18 protein-coding genes are annotated in these 18,873 nt (G+C 69.5%); 11 read left to right on the top strand and 7 right to left on the bottom strand.

Annotated features, from left to right (window positions below):
- Positions 1-6: 6 nt before the first annotated feature.
- Positions 7-600 (bottom strand): NADPH-dependent FMN reductase, encoded by a 594-nt coding sequence (locus ACFYO0_RS19900; protein ID WP_388677361.1) that lies wholly within the window; start codon positions 598-600, stop codon positions 7-9.
- Positions 601-1,098: 498 nt separating this feature from the next.
- Here ACFYO0_RS19900 and eno point away from each other — a divergent pair, with 498 nt between their 5' ends.
- The 6 genes from eno to ACFYO0_RS19870 all read left to right on the top strand — a co-directional run bounded on the left by eno (position 1,099) and on the right by ACFYO0_RS19870 (position 7,555).
- Entirely contained in the window at positions 1,099-2,409 is a 1,311-nt protein-coding gene (eno, locus tag ACFYO0_RS19895; protein ID WP_388677358.1) for a phosphopyruvate hydratase, read from the top strand.
- 67 nt (positions 2,410-2,476) lie between these two features.
- Complete coding sequence (locus tag ACFYO0_RS19890; RefSeq protein ID WP_388677355.1) at positions 2,477-3,481, top strand: VOC family protein; 1,005 nt, start codon at positions 2,477-2,479, stop codon at positions 3,479-3,481.
- 24 nt (positions 3,482-3,505) lie between these two features.
- Positions 3,506-4,057: a carboxymuconolactone decarboxylase family protein gene (locus ACFYO0_RS19885; RefSeq protein WP_388677353.1), complete on the top strand. Its 552-nt coding sequence runs from the start codon at positions 3,506-3,508 to the stop codon at positions 4,055-4,057.
- Between the two features lie 147 nt (positions 4,058-4,204).
- Complete coding sequence (locus tag ACFYO0_RS19880) at positions 4,205-5,311, top strand: alcohol dehydrogenase catalytic domain-containing protein (protein ID WP_388677350.1); 1,107 nt, start codon at positions 4,205-4,207, stop codon at positions 5,309-5,311.
- Between the two features lie 52 nt (positions 5,312-5,363).
- On the top strand, positions 5,364-6,329 hold the full coding sequence (locus ACFYO0_RS19875) for a LysR substrate-binding domain-containing protein (protein ID WP_388677348.1): 966 nt from the start codon (positions 5,364-5,366) through the stop codon (positions 6,327-6,329).
- 359 nt (positions 6,330-6,688) lie between these two features.
- Positions 6,689-7,555, top strand: coding sequence for a 3-hydroxybutyryl-CoA dehydrogenase (locus tag ACFYO0_RS19870; RefSeq protein ID WP_388677345.1), 867 nt, complete (start codon positions 6,689-6,691; stop codon positions 7,553-7,555).
- Positions 7,556-7,800: 245 nt separating this feature from the next.
- Here the strand turns inward: ACFYO0_RS19870 and ACFYO0_RS19865 are convergent, their stop codons facing one another.
- The 4 genes from ACFYO0_RS19865 to ACFYO0_RS19850 are packed head-to-tail and all read right to left on the bottom strand — an operon-like array spanning position 7,801 to position 10,966.
- Positions 7,801-7,956, bottom strand: a complete 156-nt coding sequence (locus tag ACFYO0_RS19865) for a hypothetical protein (protein ID WP_388677343.1) — start codon at positions 7,954-7,956, stop codon at positions 7,801-7,803.
- Positions 7,957-7,996: 40 nt separating this feature from the next.
- Positions 7,997-9,175, bottom strand: coding sequence for an acyl-CoA dehydrogenase family protein (locus ACFYO0_RS19860; protein ID WP_388677340.1), 1,179 nt, complete (start codon positions 9,173-9,175; stop codon positions 7,997-7,999).
- Between the two features lie 58 nt (positions 9,176-9,233).
- On the bottom strand, positions 9,234-10,478 hold the full coding sequence (locus ACFYO0_RS19855) for a CaiB/BaiF CoA transferase family protein (RefSeq protein ID WP_388677338.1): 1,245 nt from the start codon (positions 10,476-10,478) through the stop codon (positions 9,234-9,236).
- Between the two features lie 59 nt (positions 10,479-10,537).
- Positions 10,538-10,966, bottom strand: coding sequence for a hypothetical protein (locus ACFYO0_RS19850; protein WP_388677335.1), 429 nt, complete (start codon positions 10,964-10,966; stop codon positions 10,538-10,540).
- A 352-nt stretch (positions 10,967-11,318) separates the two neighbouring features.
- Here ACFYO0_RS19850 and ACFYO0_RS19845 point away from each other — a divergent pair, with 352 nt between their 5' ends.
- The 3 genes from ACFYO0_RS19845 to ACFYO0_RS19835 all read left to right on the top strand — a co-directional run bounded on the left by ACFYO0_RS19845 (position 11,319) and on the right by ACFYO0_RS19835 (position 14,761).
- Positions 11,319-12,800 (top strand): MFS transporter, encoded by a 1,482-nt coding sequence (locus tag ACFYO0_RS19845; protein WP_388677333.1) that lies wholly within the window; start codon positions 11,319-11,321, stop codon positions 12,798-12,800.
- 228 nt (positions 12,801-13,028) lie between these two features.
- Positions 13,029-14,213, top strand: a complete 1,185-nt coding sequence (locus tag ACFYO0_RS19840; protein ID WP_388677622.1) for an NAD(P)/FAD-dependent oxidoreductase — start codon at positions 13,029-13,031, stop codon at positions 14,211-14,213.
- A 71-nt stretch (positions 14,214-14,284) separates the two neighbouring features.
- On the top strand, positions 14,285-14,761 hold the full coding sequence (locus ACFYO0_RS19835) for a M20/M25/M40 family metallo-hydrolase (RefSeq protein ID WP_388677330.1): 477 nt from the start codon (positions 14,285-14,287) through the stop codon (positions 14,759-14,761).
- 22 nt (positions 14,762-14,783) lie between these two features.
- Here ACFYO0_RS19835 and ACFYO0_RS19830 read toward each other — a convergent pair whose 3' ends face one another.
- Complete coding sequence (locus ACFYO0_RS19830; RefSeq protein WP_388677327.1) at positions 14,784-15,473, bottom strand: class I SAM-dependent methyltransferase; 690 nt, start codon at positions 15,471-15,473, stop codon at positions 14,784-14,786.
- Positions 15,474-15,522: 49 nt separating this feature from the next.
- Here ACFYO0_RS19830 and ACFYO0_RS19825 point away from each other — a divergent pair, with 49 nt between their 5' ends.
- On the top strand, positions 15,523-15,975 hold the full coding sequence (locus ACFYO0_RS19825) for a flavodoxin family protein (RefSeq protein WP_388677325.1): 453 nt from the start codon (positions 15,523-15,525) through the stop codon (positions 15,973-15,975).
- 216 nt (positions 15,976-16,191) lie between these two features.
- Here the strand turns inward: ACFYO0_RS19825 and ACFYO0_RS19820 are convergent, their stop codons facing one another.
- The gene (locus ACFYO0_RS19820; protein WP_388677322.1) at positions 16,192-17,673 is read right to left on the bottom strand and encodes an aldehyde dehydrogenase family protein; all 1,482 of its coding nucleotides are present in this window, start codon (positions 17,671-17,673) and stop codon (positions 16,192-16,194) included.
- Between the two features lie 216 nt (positions 17,674-17,889).
- Between ACFYO0_RS19820 and ACFYO0_RS19815 the strand changes: the two genes are divergently transcribed.
- Complete coding sequence (locus ACFYO0_RS19815; RefSeq protein ID WP_388677319.1) at positions 17,890-18,681, top strand: IclR family transcriptional regulator C-terminal domain-containing protein; 792 nt, start codon at positions 17,890-17,892, stop codon at positions 18,679-18,681.
- The last annotated feature ends 192 nt before the right edge of the window (positions 18,682-18,873 follow it).

Below are 18,873 nucleotides of genomic sequence, written 5' to 3'. Positions count from 1 at the left end.
GCCAGGTCAGTACGAGCCGCTGCGCAGCCGGCGCATGACCCGGGCGGTGCGCGCGAGTTCGCCGAGCATCTGCTCCGCGGCGGCCTCGTGTAGCTTGCCGGACCGGAAATCGCCGTCCTCAACGAGTTCGTTGACGAACGGGATGCTCACCGTCGGACCGATCGGCAGCATCCTGAGGTTCGCCACGACCTGCTTGGACATCTGCACCGCACGGGTGCCCGCCGAGACGCCTCCGTAGCTGATGAACGCGGCCGGTTTGTGCTGCCACTCCACGACGAGGTAGTCCCACGCGTTCTTCAGGGGTGCCGGAAAGCTGCCGTTGTACTCCGGTGTGACGAAGACGAACGCGTCCGACGCGTCGACGATCCGGCTCCATGCGCGGGTGTGGCTCTTCGTGTACTGCCTCAGAGCGGGCGGATGCGGCTCGTCGAGGAACGGGAGAGCGAGTTCGTGCAGGTCGACCGTGTGCGACACGAACTCGTCGTACTCCGCGGCCCGGGCGGTGAACCAGTCCGCGACGGATCTGCCCACACGTCCGGGACGAGTGCTGGCCACAACGGTGGTGAGGGTCATCGGCGCCACAGAGGGCTCTGGTGCCATATCGGTCTCGCTTTCCTTTCGTCCGCGGTCCGGCCCGGCGGACCCGCACTCGCCTGTGCTGTCCGTCCGATCCAGGAAGAGCGCGGATCCGCCGGAGTCCTGCCGGGGGCGGGCGATGCGAACGATAGCATTAGCATTCAGACAGGCCAAGAGGACAAGAGAAGGCGGCGAATCAGCCAATCCGAAGTGCCACCTGCCCCTTGACAGAGCCGCCGACGCTTCGGACGATTGCGCTATCGTTAGCACTCAGGGGAATCGGTGGGTGAGCAGTCCTCGTCATCGCCCGTCGCACCTGTCGTATTCCTCGTCTTTCCTCGTCTTTCCTCGTCTTTCCTCGTCTTTCCTCGTCGGCCTGTCACGCTTCGCTCGCGTCCAGCGCCGCCGCACCGATCCGGGTGCTTCCGGGAACGTCCGTCCCTCGAGACGGGCCACGGGCACAGGGCAGGGGACCCCCGGTTCATCACCGTGATCGTCCGAACTCCGAAAGGTTGCACCGCCATGACAGACGCGCGGATCGCCAAGCTCTACGGCCGCAGGGTGTGGGACTCACGCGGTCGGCCGACCGTCGAGGTCGAGACCCATCTCGCGGACGGCTCGAGCGGGCGGGCCATCGCACCGGCGGGGGCCTCGACGGGCCAGGGCGAGGCGCTCGACCTGCGTGACGGCGGCAGCCGCTTCGGCGGCCTCGACGTCCAGCGCGCGGTGGGCTCGGTGAACCACGAGATCGCGCCCGCCCTCCTGGACCGCGACGCGACCGATCAGGAAGCCGTCGACCGGCTTCTGGTGGACCTCGACGGAACCCCCGACCGCAGCCGTCTCGGCGGCAACGCGATCGTGGCCACGTCCATGGCCGTCCTGCATGCCGCCGCGGCGTCGGCGGACGTACCGCTGTGGCAGCACCTGGCGGGCGGACGGCCGGTCCGCATACCGCTGCCGGAGATCCAGATCTTCGGCGGCGGCGCCCACGCAGACCGTCGCGTCGACGTTCAGGACTTCATGGTGGTCTGCCCCGCGGCGCGGAGCTTCTCCGAGGCCCTGGACTGGACGGCGGAGATCTACCGGGCTGCCGGCAGTCTGATGCGGAAGGCGGGCAAGGCTCAGGGCGTCGCCGACGAAGGCGGCTTCTGGCCTGCGTTCGACTCGAACGAGGAGGCTCTGGAGACGCTGACCCGGGCGATCGAGAGCGCGGGCTTCGCTCCCTCGACCCAGGTCGCCATCTCACTGGACGTCGCGGCCTCGCAGTTCGGCGGCGGCGGGCAGTACAGGCTGGCGTTGGACGACCGCACGCTGGACACCGCTGCACTGATCGACATGCTGGGCAGCTGGATCGAGGAGTATCCGATCCTGTCCATCGAGGACCCGGTGGGCGAGGACGACCACGAGGGCATGCTGGAGTTCACCCGGCGCCATGGCCACCGCTGCCAGGTGATCGGCGACGACTACCTGGTCACGAACGCCAAGCGGGTGGAGGCGGCGGCCACCGGCGGAGCGGCGAACGCCGTCCTCATCAAGCCGAACCAGGCCGGTACGGTCACGGAGGCGTTCCAGGCCCTGCGGGCCGGAAAGGAAGCCGGCTTCGGCACGATCGTCTCGGCGCGTTCCGGGGAGACCGAGGACATCACCATCGCCCATCTCAGCGTCGGCTGGGACGCGGGCCAGCTGAAGGTTGGCTCGTTCACCCGCTCCGAGCGCATGGCCAAGTGGAACGAGGTTCTGCGTATCGAGGAGTCCCTCGGTGAATCCGCGGAATTCAGCGGATGGTCCGCCTTCTCATTCGACGGATCCGGGTCCTCCAGCACCAAGCCGTAAAAGGGCCTCGAGATACTACGTATCACAGTCATCGAAATACAGAGCCGATCCGAGCACGGAGACCAGCATGCTGCCACCCGTCAATCTGCGCCCGAGTTTCAACATCACCCGCTCCAGCCACGTACGTCTCACAGTCGCGGATCTGGCCGAGAGCCGGAACTTCTACGTGAACGTGCTGGGGCTCGTCGTGAGCGACGAGGACGAGCGCACCTGCTACCTGCGTGGCCTGGCCGAAGCCTGCCATCACAGCCTCGTCCTCGAGCTGGACGAAGAGGGAGCGGGGATGTGCAGGAGGATCGGCTTCCGGGTGTTCTTCGACGAAGACCTCGATCTCGCGTACGCCTGGTTCCGTGAGCGGGGCCTGCCCGCCGAGTGGGTCGACGTCCCGTACCAGGGCCGCACCCTGCACGTCAGCGACCCGATCGGCACGCCGCTCGAACTGTGCGCGCACATGGAGACCCGGCCGAGGCTGCACATCAACTTCGAGCTCTACAAGGGTGCCCACGCGCAGCGGCTGGACCACTACCAGACCTTCGCACCCGACACCTACGAGCTGTGCGCGTTCTACGGCGAGCTCGGCTTCCGCAACTCGGAGTACCTGGAGCACGGGGACAAGCTGCTGGGCGCGTTCATGTACCGCAAGGGCACCTGCCTCGACCTGGCGATCATCGAGAACACCGGGCCCGCCCTGCACCACTTCGCCTACACAGTCTCGGAGAGCCACGACATCTTCACCGCCTGCGACTGGGCGGGCATCCAAGGCTACGGCGACGGCGTGGAGCGGGGCCCCGGACGTCACGGGCCGGGCGGGATGCTCTTCGCCTATCTCCGCGACCCCGACGGGCACCGGGTGGAGGTCTTCAACAGCCACTACCAGACGATCGACACCGAGATCGAGCCGGTGCGCTGGGACGCGGGATCGCTGAGCACCAACGCCCGCTGGGGCCTCCCTGCCCTGGAGAAGTGGTATTTCGAGGCGTCGCCCTTCGTCGGCGTACCGCAGATCGCGCCGGCCGAGCCGCCGAAGCCGATGTCGCTCGAGCGCTTCCTGCTCGAACAATCCGCGCACTGACCGTCCGTACTTCCAGGAGTCACCATGGCACGAGTCCCCTATCTGCACCGCGAGGACGCGGACGAGTCGCAGAAGCCCCTGTACGACCGGCTGGAAGCCGAGCGCAAGGTGCCGACGGCGAACATCTTCCTCGCCCTGACCAACGCGCCGACCCAGCTGGATGCCTTCCTGACCTACGCCAACTCGCTGCGGGCCGCCGACCTCAGCCCCAAGCTGCGGGAACTGGCGATCCTGACCGTGGGGTACGCGACCCGGTCGGCGTACGAGGTCGCGCACCATCAGTCGCACGGGCTCAAGGCCGGGCTCACCGAGGAACAGCTCGCGGCGGTGGCCGACTTCGAGTCGTCGGACCTGTTCGACGGAACGGAGAAGGCGGTGATGCACCTCGCCAAGGAGTCCACGCTCCTGGTGGACGTCTCCGAGGAGACGTGGCGTGCCGCCGCCGATCATCTGACGGACAAGCAGATGGTCGAGCTGTCGTTGTCCATCGCCTGGTACAACTCCGGCGTCCGCATCATGGGGCTGCTGGGCATCGACCTCGAGGACAATTACCCCAACCCCTTCCCGAATTCGTAGAACTCGGCGCCGCAAGGCCCGTCAATACCCACAAGGCCATCAATAGCTGAGACGTGATTACCGGGCCGCAGGTCCGCCGCCTCGGTCGCCGAAAAAGATTTCTCCGTCCCCGATCGTCGGAACGGAGCAGCTTCAAGGAGTATTTCAATGGCGAAAATGCTCGCTGCACGACTGCACGCGCTCGGTGAGCCGATGTCCGTGGACACGATCGACGTGCCCACCCCGCGGCCGACCGACGTGCTGGTGCGGGTCAAGGCGTGCGGGATCGTGCCGAACATGGCCAACGTGATCAACAACTGGCCGACCTGGTTCCCGCACCAACCGTTGCCGAAGTTCCCCGCGATCTTCGGCCTGGACGCCGCGGGCGTGGTCGAGCAGGTCGGCGAGGCGGTGCTGCACACCAAGCCCGGTGACCGGGTATACGTCAACCCCCTTCGTTCCTGCGGCAGTTGCCAGGTGTGCCGGGGCGGTGAACTCAGCCGGTGCCGCTACTTCACCCTGAATGGCTACTTCAGCACCTCCCGTGACGGCCAGCGGATCTTCGACCTATACCCCTACGGCGGTTTCGCGGAGTACATGACAGCTCCGCAGTACTCGATCGTCAACATCCCGGACCACATGACGTTCGAGCAGGCCGGCAAGCTGGGCTACATCGGCACGGCCTACGGGGCACTCAAGAACGCCGCCGCCGGCCCCGGTCAGGTCGCGCTCATCGACGGGGTCACCGGAACCCTCGGTGTGGCGTCGACCGTGCTCGCGCTGGCCTCCGGCGCCTCCCGGATCCTCGGCACCGGCCGCAACGAGGAACTCCTCAAGCGTGTCAAGGAACTGGCCCCGGAGCGCGTCGAGGTCTTCCGGCTGGGCGACGGCTCCACCGGTGAGTGGGCGAAGTCCCTCACCGGCGGGGAGGGCGCGGACTACGTGATCAGTGCCCTGGGTGCCAAGGCCCCGGTGGAGACGATGCTCGACTCCATGCAGGGCGTGCGCAGGGGCGGCAAGGTGGTCAACGTCGGCGGCGTGGCCGACCGGCTGCCCGTGGACGTGAAGTGGCTCATGGACGAGCAGGTCCAGCTGATCGGCTCCAACTGGTTCACCACCGCGCAGGGGCAGGAACTCGCCGACATGGTGGCCACGGGCACCCTCGACCTGTCCTACCTGCAGGCCAAGCCCTTCCCGCTGTCCAGGGTCAACGAGGCGATCTCAGGCCTGGCAGACCGCGACGGCGGATTCAGCAACTACGTCGTCATCCCCTGACGACCCGTACTCACCCCGCGACGGTCCTGTTCTGCCCCGACACCGCCGCGGGGTGTCCATCCCACCGGCTGTGCACACAGCCGGCACGCCCAGCAGGACGGAGGAGCCGGTGGAACTGCGCTGGCTGGAAACGTTCGTCACCGTCGCCGAGGAACTGCACTTCGCACGCGCGGCGGACCGGCTGCATCTGGCTCCTTCGGCACTCAGCGCCCAGGTCAGGGCGCTGGAGACGCACCTGGGGGTCCGACTGATCGACCGCGGACGCCGCACCCGCCCGGCGCTCACCAGCGCCGGCCGGCTGTTCCTCGAAGAGGCACGGCTGACGCTCGCTCAGGCCTCCCGGGCGGAGGCGGTCGGCCGGCGCGCCGGTCGCGGGGAGCTCGGACACGCCGAGATCGCCTACGTGGCCTCCGCCGCCTTCTCCGGTGTGCTGACCGAGGTTCTCACCCGGTGCGCTGCCCTCGACACCCACCTCACTGTGCAGGTACGGGAGTTGGAGACACCGGCCCAACTGGAGGCCCTGGCCTGCGGGGACATCGACATCGGTTTCCTGCGCTGGCGGCCGGAGTACCCGGCCGGCGTCACGGCCACCTGCCTGCTCACCGAGAAGGTCGTGCTGGCGCTGCCGGACGGCGCCCCTTTGGCGGCGTACGAGGCGGTGCCGGCGGCGAAGTTGCGCCACGAGCAGTTCGTGGCCCCGCACTTCGACGAGGAGTACGGCTGCCGTGACCAGATCTTGGAGGTGGCCGAGCAGGGGGGCTTCAGCCCGCAGTGCGCGCCTCCCGTACGGGACTTCATCGCCGCTCTCACTCTGGTGGGCGGCGGTCTCGCCGTGGCACTGGTCCCGGACTCACTTCGCCGCGTACAGATACCGGGTGTCGCCTACCGCCCACTGGCGGACGTACCGCTGACCACCCGACTGGTGGGCGCGTACCGCAGGGGCGAAACCTCGCCCGCGGTCCGCGGCGTGATCCGCCGACTGAGGGAGGCGGCTGCCGCCACGACCGCCGTCGGCTGATGCCACGGTGACCCGGTGGGCGTGCGGCCACGGGCGAATTCCACGATCCGCGGCCTGCTTCACGCTGCCACGACCCGCTCGCCGGGAGCGCCGTCGGGCCCGTCCGGGCGCACCGTCCCCTGATGTACCCGGCCTCCTCCTCGCGCTCGCCTCCCCGGCCGCGGACCCGGCCCGGTCGTCATCGGCGTGGGCTCGTGCGGCCCGGCCGGTCGAAGACGAACCCGACGCATGTTTGTGCGCGGAAAACGCACTGTCCGAGCAGGTCAGAGGGGTTGTACCCCACCTAGGCTCACCATGGCACCGCAGAGTCCGGCGGTGTCGGCCGACCGCCCCGGGCGGAGGGACACACGGAGGAACACATGACATCGATCAAGCACGTGGGCGTCGTCGGCGCCGGGCAGATGGGCCGGGGCATCACCGAGGTCTGCGCCCGGGCCGGGCTGCACGTCACGTTGTGCGACGTGACCGAGGACAGAGCACGTGCCGGCCTGGCGGGCGTGGCGGACTCGCTGCTCAAGGCGGAGAAGCGCGGCGCCATCACCTCGGAAGACCGCGCCCATGCCCTGGCCGGGGTTTCGGTCACTGCGGACCTCTCCCGCCTGGCCGGGGCGCACCTGGTCATCGAGGCCGCGGTAGAGGACGAGCAGGCCAAGACGGCGCTGTTCCGGCAGCTGGACGAGGTGGTCACCGACCCGGCCACCGTACTGGCCAGCAACACCTCCTCGATCCCCATCGCCCGGCTCGCGGCCGTGACCGGACGGCCGGAGGCAGTGGTCGGCCTGCACTTCTTCAACCCTGTCCCTGTCATGCCGCTGGTCGAGGTGATCCCTTCGTTGCATACCTCGAAGGCCACGGAGCTGCGCGTGCGTGCCTTTGTCGGCGAGCTCCTGGGCAAGAAGACGATCGTCACGCAGGACCGGGCGGGCTTCGTGGTGAACTCCCTGCTGGTTCCCTACCTGTTGGCAGCGGTGCGGATGGTCAGCTCCGGCACGGCGACGGCGGAGGACATCGACACCGCGATGACCGCCGGTTGCGCTCACCCCATGGGCCCGCTGCGGCTCGCCGATCTGATCGGCCTCGACACCGTGGCGGCGATAGGAGAGGCGCTGTACGAGGAGTACCGGGAACCGCTGTACGCCCCTCCCCCGTTGCTGCGCCGCATGGTCGAGTCGGGTCTGATGGGCCGTAAGTCGGGGCAGGGGTTCTTCAGCTACCAGGCGGCCTGAGGGCCCGCAACGACGTGGTGTCGCGCGTCCAGCACCGTACGTCCACGACAGGGCGCTGCCGTCGCGGTCGTGGGTCGCCGCGTCGGCCGCCGCGTGTGCCGCAGGGAGGCCAGGCGTGGTGGAAGCCGGCGCGGTCGGCATCTGCCTTGCGCGTCCCTGTGCACACGCCCCGTGCGCACAGGCCCTGAGCGCCGTCAGGCAATGCTCAGGGCCTGCTGCTTCGTCACTGCGAACGCCAGTTGACGTCATCGAGGGGCCGCACGTGCCCTCAGCTGAAGGAGGCGGGGCGTGTCGGTGGTGCTGCCATCGGCGTCCTCGCGGTCGAGGAGGTGGTCGGTCTGGGACAGGGTGCGTTCCGCGCCGGTGTCCGGGACCTGCTCGACGAGTACGGCGATGTTCACGGGCGTCTTCCTTCAGCCTTCGATGCCCGGCCTCCAGCGGTCAGCGGAACGCCGCCTGCCCGGTGATCGCCTGCCCGACGACCAGGGTGTGCATCTCGCCGGTGCCCTCGTAGGTCAGGACGGACTCCAGGTTGTTGGCGTGGCGCAGCGGTGAGTACTCCAGGGAAATACCGTTGGCGCCGAGGATGGTGCGGCACTCGCGGGCGATGGCGATCGCTTCGCGGACGTTGTTGAGCTTGCCGACGCTGATCTGCTCGGGGCGGATGCGGTGCTGGTCCTTGAGCCGGCCCAGGTGGATCGCGAGCAGTGCGGCATTGCCGACGGACACGCTCATGTCGGCGAACTTCTTCTGGGTGAGCTGGAAGGCGCTGATCGGCTTGTCGAACTGCACCCGGGAGTCCGCGTACTCGATGGCCGCCTGGAGCGAGTCCCGGGCGGCGCCGACCGCGCCGAACAGGATGCCGAAGCGGGCCTCGTTCAAGCAGGACAGCGGTCCTCGCAGGCCCTCCGCGAGCGGGAGCCGCGCCGAGTCGGGCAGCCGTACGTTGTCGAAGTACAGCTCCGAGGTGATGGACGCGCGCAGCGACATCTTCTGCTTGATGTCCTGGGTCGTGAAGCCGGGCGTTCCGCGGGGGACGAGGAAGCCGCGGACGCCGTCCTCGGTCTGCGCCCAGACGGTGGCGACATCGGCGATGCCGCCGTTGGTGATCCACATCTTGGAGCCGTTGAGAACCCAGTAGTCGCCGTCACGTACGGCCCTGGTGCGCATGCCGGAGGGGTTGCTGCCGAAGTCGGGTTCGGTCAGGCCGAAGCAGCCGATCGCCTCACCGGCGGCGAGCCGGGGCAGCCACTCCTGCTTCTGTTCCTCCGAGCCCCACTTCCAGATGGAGAACATCGACAGCGAGCCCTGCACGGAGACGAAGCTGCGGAAGCCAGAGTCCGCCGCCTCCAGCTCCAGGCAGGCCAGTCCGTAGCTGACCGCGTTCGTCCCGGCGCAGCCGTACCCTTCGAGGTGCATGCCCAGCACGCCCAACTTACCTAGTTCCGGAGCGAGTTCGCGGGCGAAGTGCGCGTTCTCGAACCACTCGCCGATGTGCGGGCGTACCCGGTCGGCGAGGAACTTGGCGACGGTGGCCTGGATCTCGCGCTCCTCGTCGGTGAGGGTGGAGGCAAGGTCGAGCAGGTCGAGGGGGTCCTTCATCGGCTTGGCGCCACTCATCGTGTGCTCCTGGGGTTGTGGTGATCGGTTCGGTCGTGCGGCCTGCGCCGGGAAACGGTCAGCCGGCCGCTTCGTCTGGTGCGGAGGCCTGGTCGGAAGAGCGGTGGAGGATCTCAGCGGTGTGCTGGCCCAGGCCCGGCGGCGGCAGGCGGTACTGCGCGGGCGTGCCGCTCAACGCGATGGGGCTCGCGACCTGGCGAGAGGGCCTGCCGCTTGCTCCGTCGGCGGATGCGGCAGGGACGTCGACGAGGCCGGGAAGGCCGAGCTTCTGGGCGAAGTCGAACGCCTCGTCAAGGGTGTTGACCGGTCCGGCGGGCACCCCCGCGGCCAGCAGGACGGCCGACCAGTGGTCCGCGCCGGCGGCGCCCAGCCGCTGCGTCAGGATGCTGCGCAGTTCGGTGCGGTGTGCGACCCGGTCGGCATTGGTGCGGAAGCGGTCGTCGAGAGCGAGACCGGGATCCCCGACGAGGTCGGCGAGCGTGGCGAACTGCCGGTCGTTGCCCACCGCGATGGCGATCGGACGATCGGCGGCCGGGAAGGTCTCGTACGGGGCGATGCTCGGGTGAGCATTGCCCATACGCCCGGGAACCACACCGGCGACGGCGAATGCTGACGCCTGGTTGACCATGGCCGACAGCAGCGAACTGAGCAGGTTGACCTCCACGTGCTGCCCCTCCCCGGTGGCGTCCCGGTGTCGGAGGGCCGCGAGGATGCCGAGCGAGGCGTGCAGGCCAGTGATCACATCGACCAGGGCCACGCCCGCCTTCACCGGCTCTCCGGCCGCTTCCCCGGTCACGCTCATCAGACCACCCACGGCCTGCACGAGCAGGTCGTATCCGGGGATCCCCGCGCCCGCACCACTGCCGAAACCGCTGATCGAGCAGTAGATCAACTCCGGGTGCCGGCCGCGGAGTTCGCGCTGGCCGAGCCCCAGTCGTTCCATCGTGCCGGGACGGAAGTTCTCCACCAGCACGTCGGACTCGGCGACCAGGGCACGGGCCTGTTCGAGGCCGGTGTCGGTCGTGAGGTCCAGGGTGACGGACCTCTTGTTCCGGTTGACGCTCAGGAAGTAGGTCGACGTGCCGTCGTGGTCCGCCGGGGGGTGCCAGGCCCGTGTGTCGTCCCCGATGCCCGGCCGTTCGACCTTCACCACGTCGGCGCCGAGGTCGGCGAGGAGCATGGTGGCGTAGGGCCCCGCGAGAACCCGGGAGAAGTCGGCGATGCGCAGACCCTCCAGTGCGCCGCGCCCCTCTCCCTCATGAGCGCCGATCCGTCCGTCGGGCGCATTGTGCCGGGTGCCCACGCACCCTCCTCTCAGTTCGTCCGGTGTACGCGAGGTGGCCGCGTGCGAGCGGTTCCCCGTCACCACCAGCGGTCCGAAGCCGGCCTCGGGCGGGTGGGTTCGACGACGGGGAGTCCCTGCCCGAGAGGGGCGACGACCCGTACGACGCTCACCCTCGACCCGACCGTGACCGGAGCCGTGCCGGTGGCCTGGCAGAGCAGGTTGAAGCCCTCGTTCATCGCGACGAACCACGTGTTGTGCGGGACATGGCCGTGGCGGCGAACGACGACCCCGTCGCCCGCGCTGCGTTCCCGTTGGAAGGCCATGGACCCGCAGGCACGGCAGAACGAGCGGCGGTAGGCCGGGGTGCCGCACCAGAGGCAGCGCTGGAAGAACAGCTCGTCGCCGGCCACCGGTGCGTCTGGCACAGCGGGCGCGGCCGTGGCTGCGGTGCCGGTCTCGTGGTCTTCCGCGACCTCGGCGTGTTCACGGGTGTCTGTCTGGAGCATCACGGCCTCCTGCGAGCAGTTCGGTGACCGGAAACGGTGATCGGAATCCGATATGGCTCCACCACCCTGGCCCTGCCGCGGATCGCCGGTCAACGACGTACTGACGCATCTTTGTGCGCGGAAAACGCTCCATTCACTGAGGTCAGAGCTGGTTTCCCGGCACTACTCTCCCTGCAGGGCGCCGGTCCCGGTGCACGGCGCCGATCCGCGCGCACCGCGCGAGGAACCCGAGCACCGGAGGCAGACACGGCAGCGCTGATGGCCATCCCACCGAGAGAGAGCTTGCTTAACTCAAGTAACCTGCCTAAGGTTGCGTAAGTCAAGCAATCCCGCTCCCAGACGGAGGCTCTCCATGTCCGACGCCCTTGTCCCAGACGCCAAGGCCGGGTCCTCCTCCCCACCGAGGTCGAACGCCGTGGTCGCGGTCCTGGCCTTCGCCGGCATCGTGGTCGCACTGATGCAGACCCTGGTCATTCCGATCGTTCCCGAGCTGCCGAAGTACCTGGACACCTCGGCGTCGAACACCGCGTGGGCCGTCACCGCCACCCTGCTGGCCGCCGCTGTCGCGACTCCGGTCGTCGGCCGCCTCGGTGACATGTACGGCAAGCGCCGCATGCTGCTGGTCAGCATCGTGCTGCTGATTTCAGGTTCGGTCGTCTGCGCTCTGAGCGACTCGATCGTCCCGATGATCGTGGGCCGGACCCTGCAGGGCCTGGCGGCGGCCGTCATCCCGCTCGGCATCAGTGTCATGCGCGACGTACTGCCCGCCGAGCGGCTCGCCGGCTCCACGGCGCTGATGAGCGCCTCGCTCGGCGTCGGAGGCGCACTTGGCCTGCCCTCGGCCGCGTTCATCGCCGACAACTACGACTGGCACACGCTGTTCTGGACCTCTGCCGTCCTCGGTGTCGTGGCCCTGGCGCTCGTCCTGCTGATCGTGCCGGAGTCGAAGGTCCGCACCGGCGGCAGCTTCGACCTGGTCGGTGCACTCGGACTGTCCGCCGCGCTGGTGTCCCTGCTGCTGGCCATCTCCAAGGGCGGCGACTGGGGCTGGGCCGGCGGCACCACCCTCGGCCTGTTCGGCACCTCGATCGTCGTCTTCCTGATGTGGGGCCGGTATGAGCTGCGCACCGCGCAGCCGTTGGTCGATCTGCGCACCTCCGCCCGCCGTCAGGTTCTGTTCACCAACCTCGCCTCGGTGGCGCTCGGTTTCTCGATGTTCGCCATGTCGCTCGTCCTGCCGCAGGTCCTGCAACTGCCCGGCGCCACCGGCTACGGCCTCGGCAAGTCCATGCTGGCCGTCGGTCTGATCCTGGCCCCGCAGGGCCTGGTCATGATGGTGATGTCCGCCGTGTCCGCGCGCATCACCAAGGCGAAGGGCCCGAAGATCACGCTGATGACGGGCGCGGTGATCGTGGCCGCCGGCTACAGCCTGAGCGTGGTGCTGATGTCCGAGGTCTGGCACATCGTGCTGGTCGCCTGCGTCATCGGCGGCGGCGTCGGCTTCGCCTACGGCGCCATGCCCGCCCTGATCATGGGTGCGGTTCCCGCGTCCGAGACGGCCGCGGCCAACAGCCTCAACACCTTGATGCGGTCCATGGGCACGTCGTTCGCCAGTGCCCTCGCCGGCGTCATCCTGGCGCAGATGACCACCGACTTCGGCGGCTTCCCCCTGCCCTCCGAGAACGGCTTCAAGGTGGTCATGGCACTTGGTGCCGGTGCGGCTCTCCTCGCCTTCTTCTTCGCCTCCTTCATCCCTCGTCAGAGGGCCGCCGCGGTCCCGGCTGCCGCGCTGGACGAAGGGGCCGCGGAGCCGGCGGCGGTCTCCGGGGCGTGAGCACCCCGCTGGAGATGCAGTTCGAAGCTGCTGTTCATCGTGGCTGGTCGCTCCCCGACTCTCGGCTTCTCTCCCACTCTCGGCTTCTCTCCCACTCTCGGCTTCGCTCGAGCGGGGGGAGCCCCCTGAGCGGGGAGACCCCCATCGCGGCGGAGCCGCCCTCCCATCCCCCCACAGAACCGAGAAAGACCCGAGGTGACAACCATGCGTGTGGAATTGGACGTGGCGATGAAGCGGATCGTGGTCGTCGGTGCCTCGGCCGCCGGGCTCGCGGCGGCCGAGACCCTGCGCCGGGAGGGTTACGACGGCACGCTCACCCTCATCGGTGACGAACCGCATCCTCCGTACGACCGTCCTCCCCTGTCCAAGCAGATCCTCTCGGGTGAGTGGACGGCCGGGCGGCTGCCGCTGCGTCCGTACGACGATCTCGGCGCGCTGCGTCTCGATCTGCGGCTGGGCCTTGCGGCGACCGGGCTGGACGTGGCGGACCGCACGGTGGGCCTGGCCGACGGGTCGCGGGTGCCGTACGACGGGCTGATCGTGGCCACCGGCGTACGGCCCCGGCGTCTGCCCGGCGAAGGCGCGCATGTGCTGCGCACCCTGGACGACGCCCTCGCCCTGCGCGACCGGCTGAAGCCGCGCAGTCGTCTGGTCGTGGTGGGCGCCGGGTTCCTCGGCGCCGAGGCCGCGGCCGTCGCCCGGGACCTCGGCGCCGAGGTGACCCTGCTCGAACCCGCCCCCGTCCCGCTGGCCCACGCGGTCGGCACCGAGATCGGCCAGTTGCTCTCACGCGCTCATCTCGACCGGGGCGTCGAGCTGCGTACCGGGGTCACCGTGACCGAGGTGACCGAGGTGGGCGTGCGGCTCGGGGACGGCGAGGTGGTCGAGGCCGACGAGATCCTGGTCGCCATCGGCTCACAGCCCAACACCGAGTGGCTCGCGGACAGCGGTCTGGGGGTCGGCGACGGGGTCCTCTGCGACAAGTACTGCGCAGCCGCCGGGGGCGTGTACGCGGCCGGTGACGTCGCCCGCTGGTACAACCCGCTGTTCGGGACGTCGATGCGAATCGAGCACCGTACGAACGCCGCCGAGCAGGGCATGGCCGCCGCCCGCAATCTGCTTGCCGCGCCTCAGGCTCGCAAGCCGTTCGCGCCGGTGCCGTACTTCTGGTCCGACCAGTACGACATGAAGATCCAGGCGTACGGATACCTGCGGGGCCAGGACGAAGTCACCGTCGTGGACGGGGAGTTGGCCGAGCGACGGTTCATCGCTGCCTACCGCACCGGCGAGCGGCTCACCGGCGCCCTCGCGGTCGGCATGCCGCCCAAGGCCGTCCGGGCCCGGCGGCAGGCCGTCGCGAGCGGCGCGGACTGGCGCGACGCCGTAACGGCCGCCGGAACCGGGACGGTCTGACCCCGCTCACCCGGGCGGGAGCGGACGAGTTCCGCTCCCGTCCGTCAGCCAAGTCAGCAAGGAGATCGCTCATGCGGGACCGCAGGGACCAGCCGCGCGGCGACCGGAGTAGGCGGTATGTGCATGCACCCGGCGGATGCCAGGCCACCGCCACCATCGACATCCGGGTCGGCAGCGGGGCCGAACAGGACCGCGTGGACGCCGAGTTCGACGCCATCAAGGTCAGCGACCCCCGCGTGCGCATCGACATCGAACACGCCTGGAACCGGCCGCCGATGACCCTCAACACCGCCTCCGCCCCTCTGCTCGACCTCGCTCGCGAGGTTGCCCGCGAGCAGGGCCGCGACGGTTTGCCCGACGCGGCGGTCGGCGGTGCGAGCGACGCCAACTTCGTTGCCGCGCTCGGGTTCCCGGTGCTGTGCGGCATGGGTGCGGTCGGGGACGGGGCCCATGCTCAGGGCGAGTACATCTACCCCGACACTGTGCCCGCACAGACGGCCCTCGTCGCGGGACTGCTGGGACGACTGGCAGAGCCGCTGGAGGGCTGAGCCGGGGTGCCCCTCGGTAAGGTCAGGCGGTCGGCTCCTGTCGGCAGTACAGGAAGACGTGGGGCTCGGCGACGGCACCGGGGTGGGCCGGGGTGAACATCGTGTGGTGCTCGGACTCCACCTCGAGACCTGCCCTGTTCACAAGGGCGACGAGGTCCTCGGTGGCGAAGCTCGTCGCACGGACGTGCTGACCCATGAACACGACCTCGACGTCCTCCACGTCGGCAGGCACCGTGGCGAGCAGCAGACTGCCTCCCGGCCGCAGGCCCCGCGCCAGTCGCCGTATCAGGTCCGACTGCTGCTCGCGGGACATCTGCAGCAGCGAGAAGTACACGCAGACCGCGTCGAACGAGCCGTCCCCGAGGGGGACTTCAGCGATGTCGGCGCGGCGGAACGTGGCGTCGGGCACCTGCCGGGTGGCGAGTTCCACCATCACGGGGGAGACGTCGATCCCCAGTACGTCGTGGCCCGCCGCGGCAAGCGTCGAGGCAGTGGGACGCCCCGTTCCGCTGCCGACATCCAGCACCCGGCTGCCGGGCGTGAGCCTCCCGAGCAGCCACTCCAGCGACGCCAAGTGCGCCTCGGAATGGGCGAACGCCTCCTCGTACACGGGCCCGAGCACGTCGAAGACCGCCGCCGCCCGCTGCCCCTGATCCCCGTCGGCCAAGACACGCCCTCCCGTTGCGGTGTGCAGTGCCGGGCATCGTCGCATCCCCGGGCGCGGCCGACAACGCCGCCCGGCCGGCGTTACGGTTCGGGACGTGGCTACCTTGCTGATCGTGCATCACACGCCTTCGCCCAACTGCCAGGCGATGTTCGAAGCCGTCGTGTCCGGCGCGACGGACCCTGAGATCGAGGGGGTACGGGTCGTACGGCTCGCCGCGCTGTCCGCGACGGCGTCGGACGTACTGGCCGCGGACGGCTATCTGCTCGGCACTCCGGCGAACCTCGGCTACATGTCCGGCGCCCTGAAGCATTTCTTCGACCAGGTGTACTACCCCTGCCTGGACGCGACACGGGGCCGCCCCTTCGGCTTCTACGTGCACGGCGGAAGCGACGTGACAGGCGCCCTGCGCGGGATCGAGTCGATCACGACGGGCCTCGGCTGGCGCCGCGCGGCCGAGCCGGTGACCGTCACCGGCGAGCCGGGCAAGGCCGACATCGAGGCGTGCTGGGAGCTCGGGGCGACGGTCGCGGCGGGTTTGATGGGCTGACGGCAGGTCCTTTTGCCGGGAGCGTCAGGACATGCGCCTCCAACTCTCGCTTCAACATGCCGGACCGGGATGAGAACACCACCTACGACGTGGTGTCCGTGCCCCTCGCCTGACGTGGAGGAAGCAGGGCCGGAACACGGCTGGACCCCGCCCCGGGGACGCGGGCGGGGTCCAGCCGTATTTGCTTCTGTCCTTGCGGTCCGTACGTACCTGCTTCTATCCCTGCGTTGTGATGGTGTGCGGTTCCGTGAACGAGAGCAGGCCGTCCGGGCCCATCTCGCGTCCGATGCCGCTCTGGCGGAAGCCGCCGAAGGGGGCTCGGTCGTCGCAGGCGACGGCGTTGGCGTGGTTGATCCAGGTGGTGCCGGTGCGCAACCGCTCCGCGAGGGCCGCCGCGCGGGCGGGATCGGCGCTCCAGACCGAGGAGCAAAGGCCCGACCAGTCGTTGTTGACCTGGTCCAGCACGGAGTCGACGTCGTCGAAGGGCAGGATCGGCAGGGCGGGGCCGAACTGCTCCTCGGTGACGATCCTCAGGCCGGGGTCGGGATCGAGGACGAGAGCGGGTCGCAGGAAGTGTCCGCCTGAGGAGGCGGCGGCGGGGGCCAGGGTGCCCAGTTCGCGGATCTCGGCTCCCGCGCGGGCCGCCTCGGCCAGCATGGCGTTCACCTTGTCGCGCTGGGCGGCGCTGTTGAGCGGGCCCATGGTCGAGGCGGGGTCGGTGCCCGGGCCCACGCGCTGGGTGTCGAGGGCGGAGGTGAGTTCGTCGACGAGTTCGCCGTAACGGGAGCGGTGGACGTACACCCGCTTGACGGCCATGCAGACCTGGCCGCTCGTCAGGAACGCGCCCGTGACGAGCCGTCCCAGGTGCTCCTCGTCGAGTACGGCGTCGTCCATGACGATCGCGGGGTCGTTGCCGCCGAGTTCGAGGGTCACCGAGGCGAGGTTCTGCGCGGCGGCGGCCATGATGTTCTTGCCCGCGGCCGTGCTGCCGGTGAAAACGATCTTCCGGACGCGGGGGTCGGTGAGCAGCGGGGAGACCGCGTCGTTGCTGCCGGTCACGACGTTGAGTACGCCGGCGGGGAGTCCGGCGGCGAACAGTTCCAGGGTGCGCACCATGGACAGCGGCACGGTGGGCGGGGGCTTGACCACGGCCGTGTTCCCGGCGAGCAGCGCGTACGGCAGACTCGCTGCCAGGATCGCGATCGGCCAGTTGAACGGCACGATGACGGTGACGACGCCCATGGGGAGCCGGTGGATGTGCGAGGTCAGCGGCGGGCCGTCGAGGCGCCGTACCTGGTCGAGGTTGTCGACCAGGTCGATCGCCGCCCGGGTGCGGGCGACGAAGACTCCCATCTCGATCTGGCTCTCGAAGGAGATCTTGCCGTTCTCGCGCGTCATCAGGGCCGCTCGCTCGGCCGCGCTGTCCTCGAGCAGGGTGAGCGCCTCGCCGATGATCTCCGCTCGCCGGCGGGCGGGCATCGCGGCCCAGCCGGGGAACGCCGCGTCCGCTGCCGCCACCGCCGCGCGGGCCTGGTCGGGGGTCGCCGCGGCGGCATGGCCGACGATCCGGTCGGGGGCGGCGGGGTCGTGGACGGCCGTCCACTCGTCGGTCTCGACGGTCTTGCCGTCGATGAGCAGTCCGGTGCGGACGGCTTCCGTCCGGGTCTCCTCCGGGTCTGTTTCGAGTTTCTCGGACATGCGGCTCTCCAAGGGATCAGGCATCGGGGATCGGGGAGGTTGATTTGTCAGCGGACGGATATTCGGATGACGGACGAACTGCGGTCAGCGTCACTGCGGTTGCCTGGGTTTGTCCATCCCTCCTCCAGCAGAAGCTCCGGAAACCGGCCCTGTCCGCATCGCGGACACCCGCTAGTCTGAGCGGGAAGCGCAAGCGGACCGCAGCCGAGGAGCCACGTGCCACGTCAGGGAGCAGGACCGGACTTCATCGAGGCGCTGGCCCGGGGCCTGGAGGTCATCGCCGCGTTCCGGCCCGGACAGCCGGCCATGTCGCTGTCCCAGGTCGCCGGCGCCACCGGACTCGCCAGGCCGACAGCCCGCCGCATCCTCCTGACCCTCGAGGAACTCGGCTACGTCCGCTCGGACGCGGCGGGGTTCGCGCTGACCCCGAGAGTGCTCGAACTCGGGGTCGCGTACGTGCGCTCCATGGGCCTGTGGGACATCGCGCGGCCCCACATGGAGCGGCTGGTGGAGCGGACCGACGAGTCGTGCTCCGTGGCCCAGCTCGACGGATCGGACATCGTCTACGTGGCGCGGGTGTCCGTCCCGAAGCTCGTAACCCTGTCGGTGCAGATCGGCACGCGTTTCCCGGCGCTGCCGACCTCCCTGGGCAAAGTGCTCCTCGCGTCCTTGCCGGCCGGCGAACTGGAGAAGGTGCTCGCGCAGCCGTCGCGCTCGGGACTGACGCCTTGCTGGCAACCCGACCCGGAGGAACGCGAGACGGTCCTGCGCGAGGTGCGGGCCCGCGGCTGGGCACTGACCGACGCACAGCTGGCGCCCGGCATCCGCTCGGTCGCGGCCCCGCTGCGGGACGGCTCCGGACAGGTCATCGCGGCACTCAATGTCAACGCTCACGCAGCCGAGACGTCGGTCGAGCGGCTCGTCGAGACCCATCTGCCGCTGCTGCTGCAGACCGCCGGAGACATCAGCGCGGACTTCGCCCGCGTCGCCGCGGTACCGCACGTCTGAGGGTCCCCTGCCGGAGAGGCTCACGGCTGAGAAGCAGACGCCTGAACGGACACTCGTCCGGTGTGCGTCATGATGACCTCCTGCGCTGGGAGCCGGTACGCCGACTCCCTGAGCGTAGGAACGCTCCCGGGCTCAAGGATCCTTCCGATGACGGCACCTGACGGCGACGGATGTCCCGGTCGGTCCGGGACA

Origin of the sequence: Streptomyces sp. NPDC006365 (assembly GCF_042870755.1) — a bacterium.
Taxonomy (GTDB): domain Bacteria; phylum Actinomycetota; class Actinomycetes; order Streptomycetales; family Streptomycetaceae; genus Streptomyces; species Streptomyces xiangluensis.
Note: the sequence above shows the minus strand (reverse complement) of the source record. Positions and strands in the feature narration are given on the sequence as shown.